The sequence below is a fragment of the Streptomyces sp. JLYT201 genome (genome assembly GCF_059448825.1).
The window spans coordinates 8,398,711-8,421,462 of record NZ_CM182551.1 but is presented as its reverse complement, the minus strand read 5'-3'; the positions used below and the strand labels follow the sequence as shown (position 1 = coordinate 8,421,462).

The window sequence follows — 22,752 nt, the reverse complement described above, 5'->3', positions numbered from 1 at the left end:
CCGCGCGGCCGGAGGCCCTCACCGTCGCGGGAGGCGGTGAGGTCCACCCGGTGAACGCCCGCGCGGCGGCCCGCGGCCGGTGGCGCTACGCCCCGCCGCCGCGGTCGTCGTCGCGGTGGGCGTCCTCCTGGGCCCCGGGGTTCGGAGTGAGCGCGTCACCCGCCTCGCCGTCCTTGGCGCGGTCCCGCTCCTCCCCGGGGTCACGCGTGGCCGCCTCCTCGGCTTCCTCGAGGACCTCCTCGGCGGCCGTCTCCGCGGGCTTCCCTGACGGGTGCCGGTGGTCGTGGTCGTGGTGCGTCATGGCGGTCCTCCCTGGGATGGCGCGAAGGGCCGGGTGCTCCTTCGGCGGCGTACGTCTCCTGCGTCAGCGCACGTCGGTGATGACGAAGCCGCTGCGGGGCCGGGTCGGCACCCGGCGCAACGGAATGCGCAGGTCCTGGTCGGGGACGCGGTAGTCGAGCCGGGCGAGGCGGGGCAGCAGCGTGCCGAGCACCGCGAGGGTGACGTCCTCCCCCGGGCAGCGGTGGCCGGTGGCGGCCTCCCCGCCGCCCTGCGGGACGAGTTCGTCGCGGCCGGGCTCGCGGCCCGTGAACCGCTCGGGGTCGAAGGTGTACGGCGCCTGCCACAGGTCCGGATCGTGGTTCTGCCCGTAGAGGTCGAGCAGGACCAGGGTGCCCTCGGCGATCGGCTCGCCGCGCCACTCGACGTCCCGCGGGGCGAGCCCGGCGACGAAGGGCGCGAACGGGTAGAAGCGCCGCACTTCGTGGGCGAAGGCCCGGGCGTACTCCTCGCCTCCCTTGGCGAGCGGCACGCGCAGCTCCGGATTGCGGTGCAGGGCGTGGGCGCCGAAAACGGTGTACCAGGTGACGGCGACGGTGGGGCGGATGACGTTGAGGAGTTCCACGGCGGCCGTGCGCGGGTCGAGCGGCTCGCCGTCGGCGTCGCGGTGCGCCGCGACGGCGTGCAGCGCGGAGGGCCGCCGAGCGGGGTCCTCCTCTTCGGAGAGCTCTCCGGCGGCCGCCGCCCGGGTGGCCTCGACCAGCCGGGCGAGGCGCGCCTCCTGGCGGCGCCGGGCGCGCCGGGCCCGCAGGTGGCGCGGCCCCGCGGTGGCGAATCCGTCGACCATCGCCACCAGGTCCGCCGCGGTCCGCCGGGGCTCGTCGCCCCAAGGCTCCCCGAGGGGGATGCCCGCCCAGGCGCACACGGCGCGGGTGATGAGGACGCCGACCTCGTCGAACAGCGTCACCTCGGAGCCGCGTGCCCACTCCTCGCGCGCACGCTCCCACTCCTCGGCCACCCGGTCCGCGAGGGCGGCCACGCCCGGCGCGTCCTTCAGGAGCGACACGAACAGGGCCTTGCGCGCCCGGTGGTCCGCCCCGTCGAGCGTGTGCACCGCGCCCTGGCCGAAGAGCGTGCTGAGCACCGGCTCGGGCAGGGCGGAGCGCCGCCGCACATGGTCCTCGTCGTAGAAGAATCCGACGGCGGCCGGTCCCCGCAGCGCGACGGCCGGCTTGCCGAGCAGCCGCGTGCGCACCGGGCCCGGGCCCCGGCGGCGGCTCAGGTCGGGCAGCCACGCGTAGCCCTGGCGGAGCAGCGGCAGAGTCTGGTCGGACAACGGAACCTCCTACAGTTGGTGCCCGGCGAGAGGGCGGGCGCACAGGGCGCGGCCCGTCCCGCTCCACCCTCCGCCGGATGGGACACCGCCACCACCGGAGCGGGCGTACGCCACCCGGTCCGGCTTCGCGATCGGAGTGCACGAGTGCCCGGCACGGTCACGGTGAATCAGGGGCGGCCGATCGGCCGCGGTCCGATCGGGCGCACCGGGGCGTGTCGGGCGTCCGGCGTCCGCTCGTCGCGACCGCGCACGGCATCGTCGCAGTAGCTCGCGCCCGGGCGCCCCGGACCGGGAGGCGTCGCCGGGACCGGTGGGCCCGTGAGAGGGAGCGGATCTGGTGCGTGACGGCGGTGCGAGGGTCCTGACGGGAGTGCTGCTCTGCACGCTGACGGCCTGCGGCTCGCTCAGCGAGCGCGAGGACGCGGCGGGCGCCGCCGCGGCCCGGTTCGCCGCGAGCCTGCGGCTCTCGGACGCGGTGCGCGGCTGTGCGGCGCTCGCGCCCGGGACCCGCGAGGAACTGGAGCGGTCCGCGGAGCGGCCCTGCGCGCGGGCGCTGCCGGAGGCGGGGCTGCCGCCGGCGGGCCCGGTGCGCTCCGTCGAGGTGTACGGCGGTCAGGCACGGGTCGTGACCCGGCGCGACACGCTCTTCCTCTCCTCGTTCCCGGGTGGCTGGAAGGTCACGGCCGCGGGCTGCGCGCCCCGGCCCGGGAAGCCGTATCGGTGTCTGGTCAAGGGTGGTTGACGCGTGCGGACGTTGTTCACGCTGTATCTGGTGGTGGTGCTCGGCGGGCTCGCCTACTGCACGGTGCTGGGGCTGACGCACCGGTGAGGCGGGTGCTGCGGTTTCTGCGCCACAACGGCCTGACGCTGGCCTTCGGGGCCGGGTTCCTCCTCGCCCTGGCGGGGCAGGCGGTCGCCGGGCACGCCGAGTTCAACAACCGCCTCGTCGCCGAGGAACTGCACCCGGTGGGCTTCGGCGGCTATCTGCTCACCTCCGACTTCGCGGTGGACGTGACGGAGAACTGGCAGTCCGAGTACCTCCAGTTCTTCCTCTACGTCTTCGGCACGGTGTGGCTGCTCCAGCGCGGCTCGCCCGAGTCCAAGGAGCTGGACGAGGCGGGCCCGGGGACGGACCGGGAGCAGAAGGTCGGCCGGTACGCGAGGGCCGACTCGCCGCGTCTGGCGTCCGTCGGCGGCGTCCGCCAGGCCTGGTACTCCCGGTCCCTCGGCATCGTGATGTGCTCGCTGTTCCTGCTCTCCTGGCTGGCGCAGTCCATCACGGGGGTGGCCGCGTACAACGAGGAGCACCTGCGGGGGCTCCAGGCCCCGATCAGCTGGTCCGCGTATCTGACGGCCGCCGACTTCTGGGACCGCACCCTGCAGAACTGGCAGTCGGAGCTGCTCGCCGTGGGTTCGATGGCGATCTTCTCCGTCTATCTGCGCCAGCGCGGCTCACCGGAGTCCAAGCCGGTGGGTTCGGCCCACACGTCGACCGGTGTCGAGGGCTAGCCGTGGTGCCGCCAGCCCCGGTCCGTGCGGACCAGTTCGGTGAAGCCCAGGTCCTTCAGGAGCGCGAGGGCCTCGCGGTCGTCGGCGGACTCGTAGGCCAGGAGGCGGTCGGCTCCGGCCAGGCGCAGCCACCGGGCGGCCTCGCCGAGGAGCCAGGCGGGCAGGGACGGGACGCCGTGGCCCGGCTCGGTGCGGAGGTTGCCGATGTCGGCGAGCGAGCCGTTGCGGGCCTGGCGCTCGGGGCGGCCGAGGGCGGTGTCGACCTCGATGAAGCCGAGGTCGCGGCCGTCCAGGTGCGCGGTGAGGCGGGTGCCGCACTCGCCGAGGGTGCGGCGGACGGCCAGGCCGGCCACGGGGGCCGGGGGTGTCGGCAGGTCGGGCACCGCGGCGATGAGGACGACCTCCGTGTGCCCGGTGTGCCGGAACCCGGCCCGCTCGTAGACGGCGCGGACGTGCGGCCAGGTCCGGGGCAGGCCGTACACGGCGGGCGCGGGCAGGGCGCCGTCGGCCTCCCGCACGCGCACGCCCCAGCGGGCCAGTTGGGCCAGGCAGGCGCTCATCAGCAGATCGGCGGCCGTGTCCGCGTCCGGCCAGAAGGACGCGGCCGGGCGCGCCACGAACCAGTCGATGACACCCATGTCCCGGTAGTCCGGGCCGACCTCGGCGTCGGCGCGGTAGCGCAGCAGGTGCGCGGCGGCCACGACGTTCGAGCGCTGTTCGGCGACGAGCGTCACGCGCTCGGCGACCCAGGGGTCGACGATGAACTCGTCGGGCCTGCGCGCCAACTGGCCGAGGACGGTGTTAACGGAGACGGAGACGCCGGGGACGACGGCGGCCACATGGGCGTTCACCAGCTCCGTGAGCTGGTCGCGGTCATCGCGGTGGAAGGGGCGTACCTGGAGCGCGGGCATGCGCGGACCTCACTGTTCAGGCCGGTCGGGGCCGTGGTGGTCGAGGAGGCCGCCATGCGATGCGGTACGCCGCCGATCATACGACGGACTCCCGCGCGGACGCCACGGGATCCGCCACCGCCTTCAGGGCCAGGTCGTTGCGGGACGTCAGATACGGGCGCAACTCAAGGACGCCGTCGGCGGTGGCGGGCCGTGCGCTCGGGAAGACGTCGGTGCGGCGCCGCTCGATGACGTCGCCGCGCAGCCGCGCGAGCCGGATGACGTCGCCCTGCTCGTCGTACGGTTCGAGGCCCAGGTCCCAGATCGCCTCGCCGCCGGGGTGCTGCCCGGCCGGGTCCGCCAGCGGGACCCGGGCGGTGAAGCAGCCCGCCTCGTCGACCGCGCAGCGGGTCTCGAACGAGGCGTCGCCGCCGCGCAGCCGGGCCCTGAGGCGGTAGTGGTGGCCGCGTGCCGCCGCGCCGTGCACCGTGCCGGTGAGGGTGATCGCGTCCGTGTCCACGGCGAGCGACTCCAGTTCGGCGTGGGCCGCCCTGCTCCAGGTGCGCAGGGAGAGGTTGCCGTCCTGGGTGCGGTACGGCACGGCGGTGGCGAAGCCCGCGCCGGAGGGGTGCGGGGGCACGGTGGGGGCGAGCAGCCTGCCGGTCTCCACGAGCCCCGCCCGCGCCCGCCGGACGCGGCCCTTGCGCCCCTGCTGGAGGTGGACGTTCCAGTAGCCCTCGGCCATGGGGCGGCCACTGCGGTGGAGCAGGAGCCTGACGTACGGCTCGGTGTCGTCGGCGGTGATCCGGAACGGCAGGCGCACCGTGTCGTCCTCGGTGCCCGCGCGCGGCCTGAGCACCAACTGCCAGTCCCCGTGGGCGAGTTCCGCCACGGGCACGCGGAAGTAGAGCGAGCCGTCGGGGGCCACGCGGCAGCCGACGGCGACCGGCGGCAGCGCCTTGCCGAGCCAGGCCGCCACGCCGAGGCGCTCGGCCAGCGCGCCCACGCGCTGGCGGGGCGTGCGGGCCGCCGCCGTGCGCGCGGCGCGGGTCCGGGAGCGGCGGGCGGCCGCCGCGCCGGGCCGCAGGTCGTCGATCAGCGCCTCGTACTGGGCGGCCGTGTGGTCGGGCAGGAAGCGGCGGGCCGAGCGGATCGCGGCCTGGGCCATGCGGAAGCGTTCGGCGTCGTTCTCGATGAGGCGGCAGAGCGCGTCGGCGATGCCCTCCTCGACGGCGGCGTCCGGGCCGTCCGCCGGGACCAGCAGTCCGTCCTCGCCGTGCGTGATGATCTCGCGCGGCCCGAAGTCGCAGTCCGTGCTGACCACCGGCACGCCCAGGCGCATGGCCTCCACGATCGTCATGCCGAACGACTCGGTGGAGCTGGAGACGGCCGCGACGGCGCCCTTGGCCCACTCCGTGTCGATGGACGTGCGGGCGTCCATCAGGAACACGTGGTCGTGCAGGCCGAGTTCGTGGACGCGCCGGCGCAGCTTCTCCTTCTCGCGGCCCTGTCCGTAGATCCGCAGGGTCCAGTCCGGGTGCTGGGCCGCGACCTTGGCGAACGCCCCGATCAGGCGGTCGTAGCGCTTGACAGGCACCAGGCGGCCCGCCGCGACGACCGTCCGGGTGTCGCCGGAGGAGGCCTCGGCCTCGGGGGCGGGGATGCAGTTCGGGATGTGGGTGAGCCGCGTGGGGACGTCGGGCAGGGCCGCGCGGTAGGCGCGCTCGTCGCCGTGGCTGACGGTCACGAACGCGTCGAGGCGCGCGATCGCGGCGTCCTGGTCGCGGCGCAGGCCCGCGCGGTGGAAGTCGTGGGTGACGTGCTCCTGGCCGATGCGGAGCTGGTCGGCGCGGCCGTGCTCGGCGAGGAAGCACACCAGGTAGGGGCGGGTCGCGATGACGACGTCCGCGTCGGAGCGGCGCAGGTGCTCGGCGAGCCGCGTCTCGCCGAGCCTGCTGGGCGGCGTCTTGCCCTTGTACATGAGGTCGTGCGGGCACACGGTGCCGGACGCGCGCTGGGCCGGGTCGCGGCCGTCGTAGTGCCGGGAGCCCGGGCGCAGGTCGACCAGGGGGCGCAGGGTGACGCCGGGCCCGAAGGGCAGGCTCGGGGTGTCGGCGGTGCGGTAGTACGAGACGACCTCGACCTCGTGGCGCTCGGCGAGCGCGGTGGCGAGGTTCGCCGTCGCGCGGATGGTGCCGCCGATGCCGTACGCGTTGTAGAGCAGGAAGGTGATCTTCATGAGGGGGCTGTCCCGTGGGCTTCGTTTCGAGGGGGGGGTGGCGTAGGGGGCGGGCGCTGGGGTGCGCTCCGGGGGCTAGATCACATGTGGGCCTTGGGTGGGGTGTTGTCCGAGATGTCCGTGGCTCATACACCCTCCCGCCCGTGCGGGTCCCGAGGCGTCCCGCCGGGGGTTGAATCCGGGGCGCCGAACGGCGGGAGCGACCCCCGCCATTCGGCGGGGGTCGCGAGGACGGTCACGGGACGCGGTCCGCGACCTTGGTCGTACGCTGCAGCAGCGCCTCCAGCGGGCCGCGCCGGAAGAACCGCGTCCACAGCGCCGCGAACGCGCAGATGCCCACGACGAACCCGAGCAGCACGAGCGTGGACTGCGGCAGTTCGTCGCCGCCGAGGAAGCGGATGGCGACGATGTGCAGGACGTACGCGGTCAGCGACATGCTGCCGACCGCGATCACCGGCCCCGCCAGACGCCGGAAGCGCGGCAGCGCGTCGGCGGCGAGCAGGCACAGCGCGAGCACGGCGACGGCGACCCCGGTGTTCGCCACGATCGACAGGGTCGTCTCGCTGTGCGGCGCGGCGACGAACAGCCAGCCCCAGGTGTCCTCCTCGGGCCAGCCCGCGACGTCGGACCACCACGCCGTGCCCGTCCCGCCGGCCGGGAAGCCCGCCCGGCCCAGGGCCTGCGCCACGCCGGGCAGGTGGTGCAGGGCGAACCAGGACCCGCCGTAGCCGAGCACGGCCAGGCCCGCGCCGGTGGCGGCCAGGCGGATCCGCACGGCCGTGTCCGCCAGGTCGAGCCGCGCCACGGCCATGCCCGCGATGACGAAGGGCAGCCAGGACAGGGCCGGGTAGGAGCCGGTGAACAGCAGCGAGACCAGGCCGTCCCCGGTGCGGGGCCAGGCCAGGGGGCCCGTGGAGCCGCCGCCGAGGGCACCGTCGTAGTACACCGCTCGCACGATCAGGAACAGGAGCTGGGGCAGCACGAGCGCCGCCACCACGGCGATCTCGGCGAGCGTGCGCGCCGAGAGGCGGTACAGCGGCAGGACGAGCAGGAAGTACAGGCCGTAGAAGGCGAGGATCACCTCGACCGGCGTGCCGCTCATGGTGAGCGCGGTGCCGAGCACGAGGAGGACGACGGCGCGCAGGACGACCTTCGCCACGGCCTGGCGGCCCGCGCGGCCGGTCCTGGGCGCCCGGCGCCCGGTCATCAGGACGACGGAGAAGCCCGCGAGGAACGCGAAGAGCGCGGACGACCGGCCGTGCGCCAGCTCCATGAGGAACCCCCGCACCCCGCCCGCCGTCGCGGGGTCGGGCCCCACATGGGCCGCGTACATGCCGAAGACGGCGAGGCCACGGGCGAGGTCGACGCCTATGAGACGGCCGGTCGACCGCGCCTCGGCCACCGGTGGCGCGGCCGGTGCCGGGGCCGTGGCCACTGCGTTCTGTGTCATGCCGCTCAGCCTCGGCGGCGGGCCGCGCGCGGGGTATCCGGCAGTCGTCCGGCGCCGCTCCGCCGCCCGGCCCGCCCCTCCCCCCGAACGGCTGGAACCCCCACGCCGGGTGGCTGCCGTACGGGACCGCCCCCGCGCGCCACCGGCGCCGCCGCCTAGAGTCGTACGGGGACGATCACGAGGGCGGCCCCCCTCGCGGGCGGGCGGTCCGCGGGACGACGACGGCGAGGCGGCAGGCGTGATCCGGGTAGTGGTGGTCGACGACGAGGCCCTGGTGCGATCCGGGTTCGAGCTCATCCTCAACGCGGCCGACGATCTGCACGTCGTCGCGACCGCCGCCGGGGGCGACGCCGTGGACACCGTGCGGCGCGAGCGCCCCGACGTGGTGCTGCTCGACATCCGCATGCCGGACGTCGACGGCCTCACCGTCCTCAGGGAGCTGCGGTCGCTGCCCGAGGCCCCGGCCGTGGCGATGCTGACCACCTTCGACACCGACGAGTACATCGTGACCGCGCTGCGCTCCGGGGCGGCCGGGTTCCTGCTCAAGGACACCGAGCCCGACCAGCTCGCCCAGCTGGTGCGCACCCTCGCGGCGGGCGGCGTGGTGATGTCGCCCAAGGCGTCGCGGTCCATGCTGCGCGCCCACCCCGGGCCCGGCGGCTCCGCCGCCTCGGGTGCGGACCGGGCCCGCGTGGAGCGCCTCACCGGCCGGGAGCGCGACGTCCTCGTCCTCATCGCCGAGGGCCTGACCAACGCCGACATCGGCACCCGCCTCCACCTCAGCGCGGGCACCGTCAAGGACCACGTGAGCGCCATCCTGACCAAGCTCCGCGTCACCAGCCGCGTCCAGGCGGCCCTGCTGGCCGAGCGCGCCGGGCTCCTGGACGCGGGAGGCCGCGCGGAGGAGCCCGGGTGAGCGACCGGCAGCAGGACGGGGACACCCCGCCGCCGACGCCCGACACGTCGGTCTCCTCGGCGGACCAGGGCGGGGCACACCCCTCGGGCGACAGCCCGGCGGCGGACCGGCGGGCGTCGCGTCCCCCGGCGCGCCGTCGGGGCGCGCTCGCGGCGCTGCGGGCCAGGCGGCCGCGGCGGGTGCCGCCGTACCTCGTCGACCTGGTCGTCTTCGTCTGCGCGGTGATCGACCTGGGCTTCACCACCGACGGCTACGACGAGACTCCGGGGGCGCTGACCGCGGCGACGGTGGCCTGTCTCGCGCTGCTGCTCCGGCGGCGGTTCCCGCTCCTCGTCGTGCTGCTCACGCTGCCCTCCAGCGTGATGGTGGAGCTCACGGTGCCGCCGTTCGCCGCCCTGTTCACGCTGGCCGACCGGACACGGGACCGCAGGCTCCTCGCCATCTGCGCGATCCTGTCGGCCGCCGCGTCCGCCTTCCCGTGGCCGCCGAGCTCGCTCGCCTCCGACGACCAGACCTGGACCCTGATCTACTTCGTCTACACGCTGACGACCGCGGCCGCCCCCGTGCTGCTCGGCCAGCTCACCCAGGCGCGCCGGGACCTGTCGCGCCGACTGGCCGAGATCGAACAGGCGCGCGAGCACGAGCGGGCGCTGCACGCGCAGGCCGTGCTCGCCCAGGAACGGGCACAGCTGGCCCGCGAGATGCACGACGTCGTCTCGCACCAGGTGTCGCTGATCGCGGTGCGGGCGGGCGCCTGGCAGGTCGCCGCCAAGGACACCGACTCGCGGGAGGCGGCCCGCACGATCCGCTCCCTGAGCGTCAACACCCTCGACGAGCTGCGGCACATGGTCACGCTGCTGCGCGCCTCCGGCGGCCGGGCCACCGAGCTCACCCCGCAGCCCACCCTCGCCGACCTGCGGACCCTGGTCGGCTCCAGCGGCATCGAGGCGGAGCTGACCGGCGCGCTGCCGCCGGACATCGCGACGCCCGCGCAGCGCGCCGTGTACCGCACCGTGCAGGAGGCGCTCACCAACGTGCGCAAGCACGCGCCCGGCGCCCGCGCCCGCGTCCACCTGTGGGACGACGGCGAGGAGTTCGGGGTCACGGTCACCAACACCCCGCCCACCCGCCCCTCGCTGCCGCTGCCCGGCTCCCAGCAGGGCCTCATCGGCCTGCGCGAGCGCGCGGACCTGCTGCACGGCACCTTCCAGGCGGGCCCCACCCCGGACGGCGGCTACCGGGTCAGGCTCGGCGTCCCGAGCGCGGGCGACTGAGCCCGGCACGCCCCGGCCTGTCCGGCCTCCTCCTGTGCCGCGCGGACCGCACCCCGTATATCTGGGGCCCATGACCACGCCGCAGCCCCGCCCCGCATCCCGGCCGCGTGCCGCGCTCGCCATGGCGCGCGACGCCGCAGCCGCCGTCCTCGACGAGCAGGCGCTCGCCGCGCTCGACGCCGTCTGCGACCTGACGTATCCCCCGCTGCTCGACGACTTCGGCACGGCGGCGGCCCGGGCCGTCCTCGGCCGGGTCGAGGTGCTCGTCACCGGCTGGGGCTGCCCGCCGCTCGACGCGGCCGCGCTCGCCGCCGCGCCCGGCCTGCGGGCCGTCGTGCACACGGCGGGCTCCGTGCGGGGACACGTCACGGACGCCTGCTGGGAGCGCGGCGTGCAGGTGTCGTCGGCGGCCGCCGCCAACGCCCTGCCGGTCGCCGAGTACACGGTCGCGATGGTCCTGCTCACGGGCAAGCACGTCCTGGAGCGGGCCCGTGCCTACACCGCCGCGCGCCGCCCCGACGACCCGATGCGCACGCCCCGCGCGCTCGGCAACCACGGCCGCACCGTGGGGATCCTGTCCGCCTCGCACGTCGGCAGGCGCGTCATCGAGCTGCTGCGCCCGTACGACCTGCGGATCCTGCTGCACGACCCGTACGTCGACGCGGCGCGGGCGGCCGCCCTCGGCGTGCGCGGCGTGGGCCTGCGGGAGCTGTTCGCGCAGAGCGACGTCGTGAGCGTGCACACGCCGCTGCTGCCCGAGACGCGCGGGCTCGTCGGCCGGGACCTCATCGCCGCCCTGCGCCGGGACGCGGTGCTCATCAACACCGCGCGCGGGGCCGTCGTCGACCAGGACGCGCTCACCGAGGCCGTGACGGCGGGGCGGATCCGGGCCGTGCTCGACGTCACGGACCCCGACGTGCTGCCTCCCGGACATCCGCTGTGGGACTGCGAGAACGCCCTGCTCACCCCGCACCTCGCCGGGTCGCAGGGCAACGAGTGGCGGCGCCTGACCGACCTCGCCGTGAGCGAGGTGGCCCGCTGGGCGGCGGGGGACGGCTTCGCCCACGCCGTGTCCGCCCGACAGGCGCGGCTGCTGGCCTGAGGGGCGGGGGCGTCAGGCTCCCGTCGTGGAGCCCGGCCGGACGATCATCAGGATGGTGACGGTCGCCCACAGGACGTTGAAGATCCCGGTGGCCATGGCGAGTCGGGCGCTCGCCCGCGCGTCGGGCCGCACCGCGACGGCGCCCTCGGCCGCGCGGGCCGTGCCGTCCTCGGCCCGCGGCGCGGCATCGGGCCCCGGCCCGGTCACCGCCGCCAGGGCGGCCTCCTGACGGGGCAGCACCAGCAGCATCAGGACCAGGGCCGCCAGGAAGGTCAGCCCGATCGACGTGATCAGCCACGGGCTGCCCAGGACGTCCATGCTGCTCGCGGTGGCGAAGCCGAAGGCCACCACGGCGATGCCGAGGCCTCCGTAGACGCGGCTGATGCGGTGCAGGGTGCGCAGCGTGGTGACGGGCCGCGGGTCGTCGGGGGCGGCCAGGGCCTCGCGCAGGACCTTGGGGAACATGCTGGCGGCGACGGTGACGGGGCCCACGGCGACGATGGCCGCGAGTACGTGCAGGGCGAGGAAGAGTTTCGACATCAGGGGCTCTCGGCTGGGCGGCGGGACAGGGGGCTTCAGATCGCGACGGGCTCGGTGCCGGTGTCGCTCCAGACCACGCCGCGGCGCTCGTGGGCGAAGAGCTCCTCGACGGCGTGGGCGACGCGCGGCCCGAACTCCCGCTCGAGCAGGTACAGGCCGAGGTCGAGGCCCGAGGTGACGCCGCCGCCCGTGACCAGGTCGCCGTCGTCGACGACACGGGCCCGCACGGTGCGCACGCCGAGCCCGGCCATGCCGTCCAGGGCGGCGTGGTGCCCGGTGGCGGGGCGGCCCTCGATGAGCCCGGCCAGGGCCAGGAGCAGCGAGCCGCCGCAGACGGTGGCCACCGTCACGCCGGGGCGGGCCAGGGCGTCGCCGAGGAGCCCGGGCAGGCCGGTGCGCAGCGTGCGCCCGAGCCGTGCGGGGATGCTGTCGTCGTCGGGGTCGCGCTGTTCGGTCGCCCCGGCGGCGCCCGGCAGGAGCACCAGGCCGGCACGGGAGGGGTCGAGCCGCGCCGTGGCCCTGAGGCTGATCGGCGCCAGACCGCTGGGGACGTCGCGGGGCCCCTCCGCCGAGACCAGTTCCACGGTGAGCGCGCCGTCGGTCGCGTGCCCGCCCGCGTACAGGACCTCCAGTGGGCCGAGGACGTCCAGCGGGTCGAAGCCGTCGAAGAGTACTGCCTGCACGCGCATGCCGGGGTTCCGTTCCGTGGTGAGGGAGCCGTGCCGAGGGGCTCGGGCACCGCCGAGGCTAGCCAGGGCGCGCCGCGCCTCGACAGCGGCTGGAATGACAGCTTTCAACGGGATATCGCCAGTACGCGGCGGGGCGGGCCCAGGGGGTGCGCGGGCCGGGGAAGGCCTGGTCGGGCGCTGTCCGCGTCCCGCGCTCCGGGTTGGCGGGAAACCGGTGATGTCGTACGTTGCCGCCATGCACACGGTCGCGGTCCTCGCCCTGGACGACGTCATCCCCTCCGACCTGGCGATGCCCATCGACGCCTTCGCCCGCACCCGGCTGCCCGGCGAGCGCTCCGGCTACCGGGTGCGGGTGTGCGCGGCCGAGGAGGAGGTCGACGCGGGCGGCGCGTTCGCGCTGCGGGCGCCCTACGGCCTGAGCGCGCTCCCCGAAGCCGACACGGTGATCGTGCCGGGCGTGCACGACCCCTCGGCGCCGGTGCGCGAGGACGTCCTGGACGCGCTCCGCGAGGCGGCCGGCGCGGGCACCCGGATCGCCTCGGTCTGCGTCGGCACGTTCGTGCTCGCACAGGCCGGGCTGCTCAAGGGGCTGCGGGCCACCACGCACTGGTACGCGGCCGAGCAACTGGCCGCCGCCTACCCGGACATCGACGTCGACCCGGACGTCCTGTACGTGGACAACGGCCAGATCCTCACCTCCGCGGGCGCGGCCGCCGGGATGGACCTGTGTCTGCACATGATCCGCCGCGACTACGGCTCGGCGGTCGCCGCCGACGCCGCGCGCGCGTCCGTGATGCCGCTGGAACGCGAGGGCGGCCAGGCCCAGTTCATCGTCAACCAGCCTCCGGCGCACCCCCGCGGCCAGGCCTTGGAGCCGCTGCTCGCCTGGCTCGACGAGAACGCGGCCCGCGAGCTGACCCTCGACGACATCGCCGCGCACGCGGGCCTGAGCAGCCGCACGCTGCTGCGCCGCTTCCGCGAGCAGACCGGCACGACGCCGCTGCAATGGCTGCACCGGGCGCGGGTGCGCCGGGCCCAGCACCTCCTGGAGACCACCGCCCACCCGGTGGAACGCATCGCCGCGCAGGTCGGCTTCGGCTCGCCGACGGCGTTCCGCGACCGCTTCAAGCGGGTCGCGGGGGTCAGCCCGCAGGCGTACCGGCGGGCTTTCGGGACACGGGCCTAGCCCTCGGGGACCGGGCCCTGACCGGGCCCTCAGGGGAGCAGGACGAGACGGCCGCGCAGGCCGCCCGCCGCGAGGCGGGCGTGGGCCTCGGCCGCGCGGGCCAGGGGCAGCGTGTCGGCCACGCGCAGCGTGAGGCGGCCCGCCGCCGCCAGGGCGGACAGCTGCCCCAGGGCCGCGCCGTCCGCCGCGATCCAGTGGTTCCGGGAGCGGATGCCCCGCAGGCCGGGCGGGGCGTCCGCCGCCACCGCCACGAACGCCCCGCCGCCCCGCACGGCCGCGAGCGCGGGCAGCCCGACACCCGCCGCGTCCAGGGCCCCGGCCGCGCCGCCCGGCACGGCCGACCGCACCGCCGCCGCCAGGTCCGGGACGTCCCGGGGCACGAACCACTCGGCGCCCAGGCCCCGCACCAGGCCCTCGTCCGCCGCGCCCGCGACCGCCAGCACCCGCAGGCCGCGCAGCGCCGCCAGCTCCACGGCGTACCCGCCGACGGCCCCCGCCGCGCCCGTCACCACCAGCGGCGCCCCGGGCGGCAGGTCGAGGGCGGCAAGGGACTGCCAGGCCGTGAGCCCGTTCAGGGGCAGGGTGGCGGCCGCCGCCGGCGGCTGCCCCTCGGGCGCCGGGGCCACCGCCGTCGCGTCCAGGACCACGTACTCGGCGTACGTCCCGAGGGAGACGTCCAGCAGGTCGCGCAGGCCGATGACCTCGTCGCCCACGGCGAGGGCGGTCACGGACGGGCCCGTCGCGTCCACCGTCCCGGCCACGTCCCAGCCGAGGCCGGTCGTCGCGCGCGGCGCCATCCGCCCGGCCGCCACGAGGGCGCCGGAGCGGGTCAGCAGGTCCACGGGGTTGACGGTCGCCGCCGCCACGCGGATCCGCACCTGGCCGGGGCCCGGTGCGGGCACCGGCACCCGCGTGAGCTCCACGGCCTCCGGTCCGCCCGGCACCCGCACCACCGCTGCCCGCATCACCGTCGTCGCGCTCATAGCCCCGCTCCTCCGCCGTCGGCCCCGCCGCCCCGTCGGCGGCCGGTTGACCTCAACGCCCAACGTAGGGAGAGTTGCTCTCCGTAGGGAAGCACGCACTTCAGAGTGCCTATGTCACCCGGAGGAGACCCCGTGGCCACCCGGACCGCCGCCCAGCGCCGCGCCGAGGCGCGGGCCGCGTACGACGCCTTCGTCGCGCAGTGCCCCACCCGCCAGCTCCTCGACCGCATCGCCGACAAGTGGGTCTCGCTCGCCCTGACGGCCCTGGCCGACGGACCGCACCGCTACAGCGAGCTGGCCCGCCGCCTCGCGGGTGTCAGCCAGAAGATGCTCACCCAGACCCTCCGCAACCTGGAGCGCGACGGCCTGGTGAGCCGCACCGTCACCCCGGCCGTGCCGGTCCGCGTCAGCTACGCGCTCACGCCGGTCGGCGAGAGCCTGGCCGGTCTCATGGGGGCGATCAAGGGCTGGGCCGAGGACCACATGGACGAGGTGCTCGCCGCGCGGGCGGCGTACGACGACGGGGCGACGGCCGCCGCCGACTGACCCGACAGGCGTGCGCGGGAGCGCGCACCGGGCGAGCGGCTCACCCCTTGCGCGCCACCACCAGGCGCCAGCGCGGGCTGCCGTCGTCCCTGCGTCCGAACTCCGCCAGCGGAAGCAGCCGTACCGCGAACCCGGCGCGCTCCAGATCGGCCCGCACCCCGGCCAGCGGAAACGTGCGGTAGTACATGACGAAGGGCGGCCGCCACAGCGCGTTGCGCACCCGCATCGCCGAGTCGAAGCCGAGCATGGCCCAGTACCATGGTGACGTGAGTGGCTGGGGTGCGCCGAGGGGAAAGGCGAACAGGCCGCCGGGGCGCAGCGCCCGGTGCACCTGGGCGAACAGCCCGGGCCGCTCGGACGGCACGAAGTGGCCGAACGCGCCGAAGCTGACGGCCACGTCGAAGGCTCCGGCGAACGGCAGCGCGCGGGCGTCGGCCCGCACCCAGTCCACCGTCGGCCCCGGCTCCGGCGCGGCGAGGGCCGCCCGCGCCTCGGCCAGCATCCCGGCGCTGAAGTCGACGCCGGTGACCCGCTCCCGGCACAGCGGCAGCAGCGTCCGCACGCCCGCCCCGGTGCCGCAGCACACGTCGAGACCCGCCGGGAACGGGCCAAGTGGACGCAGGGCGTCGGCGGTCGCCTCCAGGATGCGGTCGGGCGTGCGGAACGGCGTGCGGTCGAACTTGGGAGCCAGCAGGTCGTAGCCGTGCTCGGTGGAGGACAGCGCCTGCACGGCCAGTTCGCGGAGCGAGGGGCCCTGGGAGGTGAACACCGGCACAGCCTAATGAGTCCCCCTGGCCGGGAACCGCCACGCGGTCTACCGGGCCGGGAAACGCGTCGGGTAGAGCTTCGACTGCCGCACACCCGAACTCACGCCCCGGAGGTACCCCCATGTGCGCACGCAGGACGCCCGACGGCGCCGGCCCGGCGATGGCTGAAATGGCCGGCAAGACCCGCTTCGACGACATCTACGACCGCCCCGACCCGAGGTCGTATTTCCGCCGCCTGGCGCCCTTCGCCTACGAGATCCCGCAGCACGCCCAGGACGTCTTCCGCCGCACGCTCGCCGAGCGGGAGCAGAAGGGCCCGCCCGGCGCGGGCGGCGAGCGCATCACGGTCCTCGACCTGTGCTGCTCGTACGGCATCAACGCGGCGCTCCTGAACCACGACCTGACGCTCGACGACCTGTACGCGCACTACACCGACGAGGCGGCGGACCGGCTCACGCCGGGTGAACTCCTGGACCGCGACAAGGAGTTCTACGCCGAGCGGCGCCGCCCGGACGCGGTGCGGATCATCGGCGTCGACACGGCGGCGCGGGCCACGGCCTACGCCCTGGCCGTCGGTCTGCTCGACGAGGCCTATGCGGAGAACCTGGAGCGGGTCCCGCCCAGCCCCGGCCTGGCCCGCGCCCTCGGCCGCGTCGGTCTGATCACCGTCACCGGAGGCATCGGCTACGTCTCGTACCGCACCTTCGACGCGCTCCTCGCCCACGTCCGGCTCCCCCTGTGGGTCAGCGCGTTCGTACTGCGCACGGTGCCCTACGACCGGATCGCCGAGAGCCTCGCCGCGCACGGCCTCACCACCACGACGGACCCGCACCGCCTCTACCCGCAGCGCCTGTTCACCGGCCCCGCCGAGCAGCGCGACGCCGTCGCCCGGGTCGCCGCCACGGGCGCCGACCCCACCGGCTTCGAAGCCGCGGGCCGCTACTACACCCGCCTGTACGCGTCACGGCCCGAGGCCGCCTGAGGGTCGCGCCGGGGGCAGGTCCTCGCCCCCGCCCCCGGGCGTATCGTTAAACACGGGACAATTCAGCGATCCCGGACGGCTCGACCGACAGGGGGTCGTCATGCTGGAGGAACTGGTCGTGGCGGGCGCGGCCACGGCGTCCGCCGGTCTGGTGTACGCGGCGTCGGCGGCGCGTGTCGTCAAGCAGTACGAGCGCGGTGTCGTGTTCCGGCTCGGGCGGCTGCACGGCTCGCCGCGGCCGCCCGGGTTCACGATGGTCGTGCCGATCGTGGACCGGATGCGCAAGGTCAACCTCCAGATCGTGACGATGCCCGTGCCCGCGCAGGAGGGCATCACCCGGGACAACGTCACCGTCCGGGTCGACGCGGTCGTCTACTTCAAGGTCGTCGACGCCGCCAACGCGGTCGTGCAGGTCGAGGACTACCGCTTCGCCGTCTCCCAGACGGCCCAGACGTCGCTGCGCTCGATCATCGGCAAGAGCGACCTGGACGACCTGCTGTCCAACCGCGAAAAGCTCAACCAGGGCCTGGAGCTGATGATCGACAGCCCCGCCATCGGCTGGGGCGTGCAGATCGACCGCGTCGAGATCAAGGACGTCTCCCTGCCCGAGACCATGAAGCGCTCCATGGCCCGCCAGGCCGAGGCCGACCGCGAACGCCGCGCCCGCGTCATCAACGCCGACGCCGAACTCCAGGCCTCCAAGAAACTCGCCGCAGCCGCCAAGGAGATGTCCGAGCAGCCCGCCGCCCTCCAGCTGCGCCTGCTCCAGACCGTCGTCGCCGTCGCCGCCGAGAAGAACTCCACCCTCGTCCTGCCCTTCCCCGTCGAACTCCTGCGCTTCCTGGAACGGGCCGCACAGCAGCAGACCCCGCGGGACGGGAGCTGAGAAGGAGGGCCGCAGGGGCTTGAGGGGCCCGCCGCCGCATGCTAGAAAGCGCTTGCCAGGCCGCGCCGCACGCCTCTGCACCCCGTGCACCCCCTGCTCCTGCTCCTGCTGCTCCCCCTTCGTCTCCCGGGAGTCCCGCATGCCCTCATGGCCCCGCCGCGCCTTCCTGCTGACCACCGGCACCGCCGCCCTCGCGCTCGGCGCCCCCGGCGGGCCCGCCGCCCGGGCCTCGGCCGGGGACGCGTACGCCGAACTGCGCGCCACCTGGCGGACCCTCGTCCTCGGCGAGGGGTTCACGCCGACCGCCGAGCCCTTCAAGGGCCGCCTCGCCGGGCTCGGCGAGGCGGCCCGGCGGTGGCGTTCGGCCATGGCCCCGGCGAGCGGCTCCCTCTGGCCCGACCTGCCGTACGCCGACCCCGAACCGGACACCGACCAGGACTCGTTCGCGTACTCCGCCAACGTCGTGGCCAGCTACGCCCGGCTCGCCTCGATGGCGCAGGCCTCCTGCCAGCCGGGCACCGGCCTGACCGGGGACGCCGGGCTGCGGGCCGACGTCCTCACCGGGCTCGACCATCTGTACGCGCAGGTCTACAACGAGCGCACGACGCGCTTCGGCAACTGGTGGAGCTGGCAGATCGGCGCCCCGCAGGCGCTGCTCGACACCTGCGTGCTGCTGTACGACGCGCTGTCGGCACAGCAGGTGGCCCGGTTCTGCGCGGCGGTCGACCACTTCGTGCCCGACGCGGCGGTCGCGCACTACACCGGCACCAGCACGGGCGCCAACCGCGTGGACCTGTGCCGGGTGCTCGCGCTGCGCGGGGCCGTGGGCGCGACTCCGGCGAAGCTAGCCCTGGCCCGGGACGCCCTGTCACCGGTCTTCCCGTACGTGAGCAGCGGCGACGGCCTGTACCGCGACGGCTCGTTCATCCAGCACACCACCGTGCCCTACACGGGCTCCTACGGTGCGGTGCTGCTCGGCGGGCTCGGCCTGCTGTTCGCGCTGCTCGCCGACTCGCCCTGGGCGGTGACGGACCCCGGCCTGCAGATCGTGTTCGACGCCGTGGAGCACGCGTGGGCGCCGTTCCTCTACAACGGCCTGGTGATGGACTGCGTCGCGGGCCGTGCGCTCAGCCGGGGCGTCGCCGCCTCCGACGACCGGCGCGTCCAGGCCGACGACCATCTACGCGGCCATCCGATCCTGGCGTCGGTGCTGCTGCTCGGACAGGGCGCGTCCGCCGCCGAACGGGCCCGCTGGCGCAGCCTGGTGAAGGGCTGGATGCGCCGCGACCACTACAGCCCGGCGCTCGCCGACCCGCAGCTCGGCATCGCCGCCCTGGCCCGCCTCAAGGACGTCGAGGACGACGCGGGGACCGCCCCGGTGCCCGAGCCGACCGGCCACCGGCTCTTCCCCGAGATGGCGCGGGCCACGCACCGGCGCCCCGGCTGGGCCGCGTCCCTCAGCATGGCCGACTCCCGCATCACGTACTACGAGACCGGCAACGGCGAGAACCTGCGCGGCTGGCACACCGGCTCGGGCCTGCTCGCCTGGTGGGGCGACACCTATGCCAACGGTCAGTACAGCGACGCCTACTGGCCCACCGTCGACCCCTACCGGCTGCCCGGCACCACCGTCTCGCGCACGGTCCTCGCGGACGGGGCGGGCGGGGACTGGGGCGCCGCGCGGCCGGCCGTGCGCTGGGTGGGCGGCGCCACGGACGGACAGCGGGCCGCGCTCGGGCAGCATCTGAAGGGGCTGCTGAGCACCCTGTCGGCGCGGAAGTCGTGGTTCTGCCTGGACGACACCATCGTGTGCCTGGGCGCGGGCATCAGCTGCACGGACGGCACGGCGGTGGAGTCGACGGTCGAGAACCGCAACCTGGGGACGGCAGGCCGCGCCCCCTTCCAGGCCGACGGCGTCCCCAAACCCGTCGCCACGCCCTGGGCGCAGACGCTGACCGGCGCCCGGTGGGCGCACATCGGCGGGCACGGCGGCTATGTCTTCCCCGGCGGCGCCACCGTGAAGGCCCTGCGGGAACAGCGCACCGGCAAGTGGAGCGACATCAACCGGGGCGGCTCCGCGACGCCCCTCACCCGCACCTTCCTCACGCTGTACGTGGACCACGGCACCGACCCCACCAGCGGGTCGTACGCGTATCTGCTGCTGCCCGGCGCGAGCGCGGACCGCACCGCCGAGCGGGCGGCGGCCGTCGGCTGGCTGCGGATCCTCGCCAACACGGACACGGCGCAGGGCATCGACGTGCCCTCGCTCGGCTGCACGGCCGCGAACTTCTGGGCGGGCGGCGCGGCGGGACCGCTCGCCGCGAGCGCCGCCTGCTCCGTCCTCGTCACCGAGCGGCCCGACGGCACGGCCACCGTGTGCGTCAGCGACCCGACCCGGGCCCCGGGCGGCGGCCTGACGGTGACCTGGCACCGGCCGGTCGCCGAGGTCACGGGCCGGCCCGCCACCGTGACCTCGGCCGCGACGGGCGGCTCGCTGACGCTCGTCTTCGGCGACCTCGCGGGCACCCGGGGCACCACCCAGAAGGTCACGGTGCGGCTCGGCTGACCCGCCGCGCGCTACGACGTGGCCGCCGCCGGGAGGTCCGTCCGGGGCCTCGGCCGCCCGGGGGCCGTCCGCAGGACCAGGACCATGGTGAGCCCGCCGCCGGGGGTGTCCTCGGCGGTCAGGGTGCCGCCGAGGGCCTCGGTGAAGCCGCGGGCGACGGCGAGGCCGAGGCCCACCCCGGCGCCGCGCGGGGCGTCGCCGTGGCGCTGGAACGGCTCGAAGATGCGGTCCTTGGCGTCGTCGGGGACGCCGGGGCCGCGGTCCACGACGCGCAGCTGCACCTGGTCGGCCATGGTGCTGGCGGCGACGAGGACGGGCTCGCCCTCGGGGCTGTACTTCAGGGCGTTCTCTATGACGTTGGCGACGGCGCGCTCCAGGAGGCCCTTGTCCGCGGCCACCATCGGCAGGTCCTCGGGGATGTCGAGGACGACGTGCTCGGCGGGCGCCGCCATGCCCTCCAGGGCGAGCGGCACCACCTCGTCGAGGTCGATCTCGCGGACGATCGGCTGGACCGTGTCGGTCTGGAGGCGCGACATGTCCAGGAGGTTGCCGACCAGGTGGTCGAGCCGGTCGGCGCCCGCCTCGATCGCCTCCAGGAGTTCCGCCCGGTCCTCCTCGGACCACTCGATGTCGTCGGAGCGCAGGCTGGACACCGACGCCTTGATCCCGGCGAGGGGGGTGCGCAGGTCGTGGCTGACGGCGGCGAGCAGGGCGGTGCGGATGCGGTTGCCCTCGGCGAGGGCGCGGGCCTGGTCGGCCTCGGACTGCAGGCGCTGCCGGTCGAGGACCACCGCGGCCTGCGCGGCGAACGCGCCGAGCACGCGGCGGTCCTCGGCGGGCAGCACGCGCCCGGTGAGCGCGAGCGACATGGTGTCGCCCACCGGCATGTCCACATCGGCGTACTCCGGGCGGTCCGCGGGCTTGCGGGTGCCGACGCTGCCCGCGCAGGTCCAGGGCGCCGTGTCGTTCTCGCGCTCCAGGAGGGCCACGGCCTCCATCGCGAAGGTCTCCCGGACGGTCTCCAGGAGCGAGGCGAGACCGTTCTCGCCGCGCAGCACGCTGCCCGCGAGGTGGGAGAGGATCTCCGACTCGGCGCGCAGGCGCGCGGCCTGGTGGGTGCGCCGGGCCGCGAGGTCGACCACGGACGCCACGGACACCGCGACCCCTATGAAGATCACCAGGGCGACGATGTTCCTGGGGTTGGAGATCAGTACGTGGTGGACGGGTGGCGTGAAGTAGTAGTTGAGCAGCAGGGAGCCGAAGGCCGCGGAGGCGAGGGCCGGGAGCATGCCGCCGAGCAGGGCCGCCGCGACCGTGAGGGTCAGGAACAGCAGCATGTCGTTGGCGAGGCCGAGGCCCGGTGCGACGCCGCGCAGCAGCAGGGCGAGCAGCACCGGGCCGACCATGCCGATGAGCCAGCCCCAGATGAGGCGGTTGCGGCTGAGCCGGGCGGTGCGCGGCGTGCTGGACAGGCCCGTGCCGGTGCCGACCTCGTCGTGGGTGACGAGGTGGACGTCCAGGTCGGGCCCCGACTCGCGGGCCACGGTGGCGCTGACGCCGGGCCCGAAGACGTACTGCCAGGCCTTGCGGCGCGAGACACCGAGGACGATCTGGGTGGCGTTGACGCCCCGGGCGAACTCCAGGATGCCCGCGGGAATGTCCTCCCCTATCACCTGGTGGAAGGAGCCGCCGAGGTCCTCGACCAGGGTGCGCTGGACGGCGAGCTCCTTGGGCGAGGCCGCGGTCAGACCGTCGCTGCGGGCGATGTAGACCGCGAGGACCTCGCCGCCCGCGCCCTTCTCGGCGAGCCGGGCGGCGCGCCGCAGCAGGGTGCGGCCCTCGGGGCCTCCGGTGAGGCCGACGACGATGCGCTCGCGGGCCTGCCAGGTCGAGCGGATGTTGTGCTCGCCCCGGTACTGCTGGAGGTACTCGTCGACCCGGTCGGCCACCCACAACAGCGCCAGCTCCCGCAGCGCCGTCAGATTGCCCGGCCGGAAGTAGTTCGACAGGGCCGCGTCGACCTTGTCCGCCTTGTAGATGTTGCCGTGCGCCATCCGCCGCCGCAGCGCCTGCGGCGACATGTCCACCAGCTCGATCTGGTCCGCGCGCCGCACCACCTCGTCCGGCACCGTCTCGCGCTGCCGCACCCCCGTGATCGACTCCACCACGTCACCCAGCGATTCCAGGTGCTGGATGTTGACCGTGGATATGACGTCGATGCCCGCCGCGAGGAGTTCCTCGACGTCCTGCCAGCGCTTGGCGTTGCGCGAGCCCGGCACGTTGGTGTGCGGGAGTTCGTCGACGAGCGCGACGGCCGGGGCCCGCTCCAGGACGGCGTCGACGTCCATCTCGGTGAAGGTGGCGCCCCGGTACTCCAGCTCCTTGCGCCGTACGACCTCCAGGCCGTGCAGCATCACTTCCGTGCGCGGCCGCCCGTGGTGCTCGACGAACGCCACCACGCAGTCCGTGCCGCGCTCGATGCGACGGTGGGCCTCGGACAGCATCGCGTACGTCTTACCGACGCCCGGTGCCGCCCCCAGATAGATCCGCAGCTTGCCGCGTGCCATATATCTCGGTGTCTCGTCTCTGCGCTCGGGTGCGATGGATGCGCC

The 22,752-nt window shown here is 75.2% G+C and carries 20 protein-coding genes; 10 read left to right on the top strand and 10 right to left on the bottom strand.

Annotated elements, in window-relative coordinates:
* Nucleotides 1-85: 85 nt before the first annotated feature.
* Both AC5WAM_RS35970 and AC5WAM_RS35965 read right to left on the bottom strand, forming a co-directional pair.
* Nucleotides 86-301 carry a hypothetical protein gene (locus tag AC5WAM_RS35970; protein ID WP_366794042.1) on the bottom strand — a complete coding sequence of 72 codons (216 nt, stop codon included), beginning with the start codon at nt 299-301 and terminating at the stop codon, nt 86-88.
* Nucleotides 302-364: 63 nt separating this feature from the next.
* Complete coding sequence (locus AC5WAM_RS35965) at nt 365-1,615, bottom strand: cytochrome P450 (RefSeq protein WP_495520070.1); 1,251 nt, start codon at nt 1,613-1,615, stop codon at nt 365-367.
* Between the two features lie 337 nt (nt 1,616-1,952).
* Here AC5WAM_RS35965 and AC5WAM_RS35960 point away from each other — a divergent pair, with 337 nt between their 5' ends.
* Both AC5WAM_RS35960 and AC5WAM_RS35955 read left to right on the top strand, forming a co-directional pair.
* Nucleotides 1,953-2,357: a hypothetical protein gene (locus AC5WAM_RS35960; protein ID WP_366794040.1), complete on the top strand. Its 405-nt coding sequence runs from the start codon at nt 1,953-1,955 to the stop codon at nt 2,355-2,357.
* A gap of 83 nt (nt 2,358-2,440) precedes the next feature.
* Nucleotides 2,441-3,124: a DUF6766 family protein gene (locus AC5WAM_RS35955; RefSeq protein ID WP_495520069.1), complete on the top strand. Its 684-nt coding sequence runs from the start codon at nt 2,441-2,443 to the stop codon at nt 3,122-3,124.
* Here the strand turns inward: AC5WAM_RS35955 and AC5WAM_RS35950 are convergent.
* The 3 genes from AC5WAM_RS35950 to AC5WAM_RS35940 form a co-directional block, all read right to left on the bottom strand.
* The gene (locus tag AC5WAM_RS35950; protein ID WP_495520068.1) at nt 3,121-4,035 is read right to left on the bottom strand and encodes a GNAT family N-acetyltransferase; all 915 of its coding nucleotides are present in this window, start codon (nt 4,033-4,035) and stop codon (nt 3,121-3,123) included. The two genes, AC5WAM_RS35955 and AC5WAM_RS35950, sit on opposite strands and share 4 nt — an antisense overlap.
* 76 nt (nt 4,036-4,111) lie before the next feature.
* Nucleotides 4,112-6,253, bottom strand: coding sequence for a glycosyltransferase (locus AC5WAM_RS35945; protein WP_366794037.1), 2,142 nt, complete (start codon nt 6,251-6,253; stop codon nt 4,112-4,114).
* 235 nt (nt 6,254-6,488) lie between these two features.
* The gene (locus AC5WAM_RS35940; protein WP_495520067.1) at nt 6,489-7,703 is read right to left on the bottom strand and encodes a DUF418 domain-containing protein; all 1,215 of its coding nucleotides are present in this window, start codon (nt 7,701-7,703) and stop codon (nt 6,489-6,491) included.
* Between the two features lie 250 nt (nt 7,704-7,953).
* Here AC5WAM_RS35940 and AC5WAM_RS35935 point away from each other — a divergent pair, with 250 nt between their 5' ends.
* The 3 genes from AC5WAM_RS35935 to AC5WAM_RS35925 all read left to right on the top strand — a co-directional run bounded on the left by AC5WAM_RS35935 (nt 7,954) and on the right by AC5WAM_RS35925 (nt 10,995).
* On the top strand, nt 7,954-8,619 hold the full coding sequence (locus AC5WAM_RS35935) for a response regulator (RefSeq protein ID WP_495523717.1): 666 nt from the start codon (nt 7,954-7,956) through the stop codon (nt 8,617-8,619).
* A 230-nt stretch (nt 8,620-8,849) separates the two neighbouring features.
* Entirely contained in the window at nt 8,850-9,893 is a 1,044-nt protein-coding gene (locus AC5WAM_RS35930) for a sensor histidine kinase (RefSeq protein WP_495523716.1), read from the top strand.
* Between the two features lie 70 nt (nt 9,894-9,963).
* Nucleotides 9,964-10,995, top strand: coding sequence for a hydroxyacid dehydrogenase (locus AC5WAM_RS35925; RefSeq protein ID WP_495520066.1), 1,032 nt, complete (start codon nt 9,964-9,966; stop codon nt 10,993-10,995).
* A gap of 12 nt (nt 10,996-11,007) precedes the next feature.
* Here the strand turns inward: AC5WAM_RS35925 and AC5WAM_RS35920 are convergent, their stop codons facing one another.
* Nucleotides 11,008-11,535 (bottom strand): hypothetical protein, encoded by a 528-nt coding sequence (locus AC5WAM_RS35920; protein WP_495520065.1) that lies wholly within the window; start codon nt 11,533-11,535, stop codon nt 11,008-11,010.
* 35 nt (nt 11,536-11,570) lie between these two features.
* Entirely contained in the window at nt 11,571-12,224 is a 654-nt protein-coding gene (locus tag AC5WAM_RS35915; protein WP_495520064.1) for a DJ-1/PfpI family protein, read from the bottom strand.
* 235 nt (nt 12,225-12,459) lie between these two features.
* Between AC5WAM_RS35915 and AC5WAM_RS35910 the strand changes: the two genes are divergently transcribed.
* Nucleotides 12,460-13,410, top strand: coding sequence for a GlxA family transcriptional regulator (locus tag AC5WAM_RS35910; protein ID WP_495520063.1), 951 nt, complete (start codon nt 12,460-12,462; stop codon nt 13,408-13,410).
* Between the two features lie 29 nt (nt 13,411-13,439).
* On the opposite strand, the gene AC5WAM_RS35905 is transcribed toward AC5WAM_RS35910, so the two are convergent.
* Entirely contained in the window at nt 13,440-14,393 is a 954-nt protein-coding gene (locus AC5WAM_RS35905) for an NADP-dependent oxidoreductase (protein WP_495520062.1), read from the bottom strand.
* A gap of 132 nt (nt 14,394-14,525) precedes the next feature.
* On the opposite strand from AC5WAM_RS35905, the gene AC5WAM_RS35900 reads away from it, so the two are divergent.
* Nucleotides 14,526-14,939 carry a winged helix-turn-helix transcriptional regulator gene (locus tag AC5WAM_RS35900; RefSeq protein ID WP_366794029.1) on the top strand — a complete coding sequence of 138 codons (414 nt, stop codon included), beginning with the start codon at nt 14,526-14,528 and terminating at the stop codon, nt 14,937-14,939.
* A gap of 40 nt (nt 14,940-14,979) precedes the next feature.
* Here the strand turns inward: AC5WAM_RS35900 and AC5WAM_RS35895 are convergent, their stop codons facing one another.
* Entirely contained in the window at nt 14,980-15,708 is a 729-nt protein-coding gene (locus AC5WAM_RS35895) for a class I SAM-dependent methyltransferase (protein WP_495520061.1), read from the bottom strand.
* Between the two features lie 167 nt (nt 15,709-15,875).
* Here AC5WAM_RS35895 and AC5WAM_RS35890 point away from each other — a divergent pair, with 167 nt between their 5' ends.
* The 3 genes from AC5WAM_RS35890 to AC5WAM_RS35880 all read left to right on the top strand — a co-directional run bounded on the left by AC5WAM_RS35890 (nt 15,876) and on the right by AC5WAM_RS35880 (nt 20,140).
* Complete coding sequence (locus AC5WAM_RS35890) at nt 15,876-16,688, top strand: hypothetical protein (RefSeq protein ID WP_495520060.1); 813 nt, start codon at nt 15,876-15,878, stop codon at nt 16,686-16,688.
* 100 nt (nt 16,689-16,788) lie between these two features.
* Nucleotides 16,789-17,574, top strand: coding sequence for a slipin family protein (locus AC5WAM_RS35885; protein WP_495520059.1), 786 nt, complete (start codon nt 16,789-16,791; stop codon nt 17,572-17,574).
* 139 nt (nt 17,575-17,713) lie between these two features.
* The gene (locus AC5WAM_RS35880; RefSeq protein WP_495520058.1) at nt 17,714-20,140 is read left to right on the top strand and encodes a polysaccharide lyase 8 family protein; all 2,427 of its coding nucleotides are present in this window, start codon (nt 17,714-17,716) and stop codon (nt 20,138-20,140) included.
* Nucleotides 20,141-20,151: 11 nt separating this feature from the next.
* Here AC5WAM_RS35880 and AC5WAM_RS35875 read toward each other — a convergent pair whose 3' ends face one another.
* Nucleotides 20,152-22,707, bottom strand: coding sequence for an ATP-binding protein (locus tag AC5WAM_RS35875; RefSeq protein WP_495520057.1), 2,556 nt, complete (start codon nt 22,705-22,707; stop codon nt 20,152-20,154).
* Nucleotides 22,708-22,752 lie beyond the last annotated feature (45 nt).

Excerpts from the sequence above, each read along its gene's own strand:
- AC5WAM_RS35970 (WP_366794042.1), bottom strand. The coding sequence starts at position 301 with ATGACGCACCACGACCACGACCACCGGCACCCGTCAGGGAAGCCCGCG.
- AC5WAM_RS35950 (WP_495520068.1), bottom strand. The coding sequence starts at position 4,035 with ATGCCCGCGCTCCAGGTACGCCCCTTCCACCGCGATGACCGCGACCAG.
- AC5WAM_RS35945 (WP_366794037.1), bottom strand. The coding sequence starts at position 6,253 with ATGAAGATCACCTTCCTGCTCTACAACGCGTACGGCATCGGCGGCACC.
- AC5WAM_RS35940 (WP_495520067.1), bottom strand. The coding sequence starts at position 7,703 with ATGACACAGAACGCAGTGGCCACGGCCCCGGCACCGGCCGCGCCACCG.
- AC5WAM_RS35925 (WP_495520066.1), top strand. The coding sequence starts at position 9,964 with ATGACCACGCCGCAGCCCCGCCCCGCATCCCGGCCGCGTGCCGCGCTC.
- AC5WAM_RS35920 (WP_495520065.1), bottom strand. The coding sequence starts at position 11,535 with ATGTCGAAACTCTTCCTCGCCCTGCACGTACTCGCGGCCATCGTCGCC.
- AC5WAM_RS35915 (WP_495520064.1), bottom strand. The coding sequence starts at position 12,224 with ATGCGCGTGCAGGCAGTACTCTTCGACGGCTTCGACCCGCTGGACGTC.
- AC5WAM_RS35910 (WP_495520063.1), top strand. The coding sequence starts at position 12,460 with ATGCACACGGTCGCGGTCCTCGCCCTGGACGACGTCATCCCCTCCGAC.
- AC5WAM_RS35905 (WP_495520062.1), bottom strand. The coding sequence starts at position 14,393 with ATGAGCGCGACGACGGTGATGCGGGCAGCGGTGGTGCGGGTGCCGGGC.
- AC5WAM_RS35890 (WP_495520060.1), top strand. The coding sequence starts at position 15,876 with ATGGCCGGCAAGACCCGCTTCGACGACATCTACGACCGCCCCGACCCG.
- AC5WAM_RS35885 (WP_495520059.1), top strand. The coding sequence starts at position 16,789 with ATGCTGGAGGAACTGGTCGTGGCGGGCGCGGCCACGGCGTCCGCCGGT.
- AC5WAM_RS35880 (WP_495520058.1), top strand. The coding sequence starts at position 17,714 with ATGCCCTCATGGCCCCGCCGCGCCTTCCTGCTGACCACCGGCACCGCC.
- AC5WAM_RS35875 (WP_495520057.1), bottom strand. The coding sequence starts at position 22,707 with ATGGCACGCGGCAAGCTGCGGATCTATCTGGGGGCGGCACCGGGCGTC.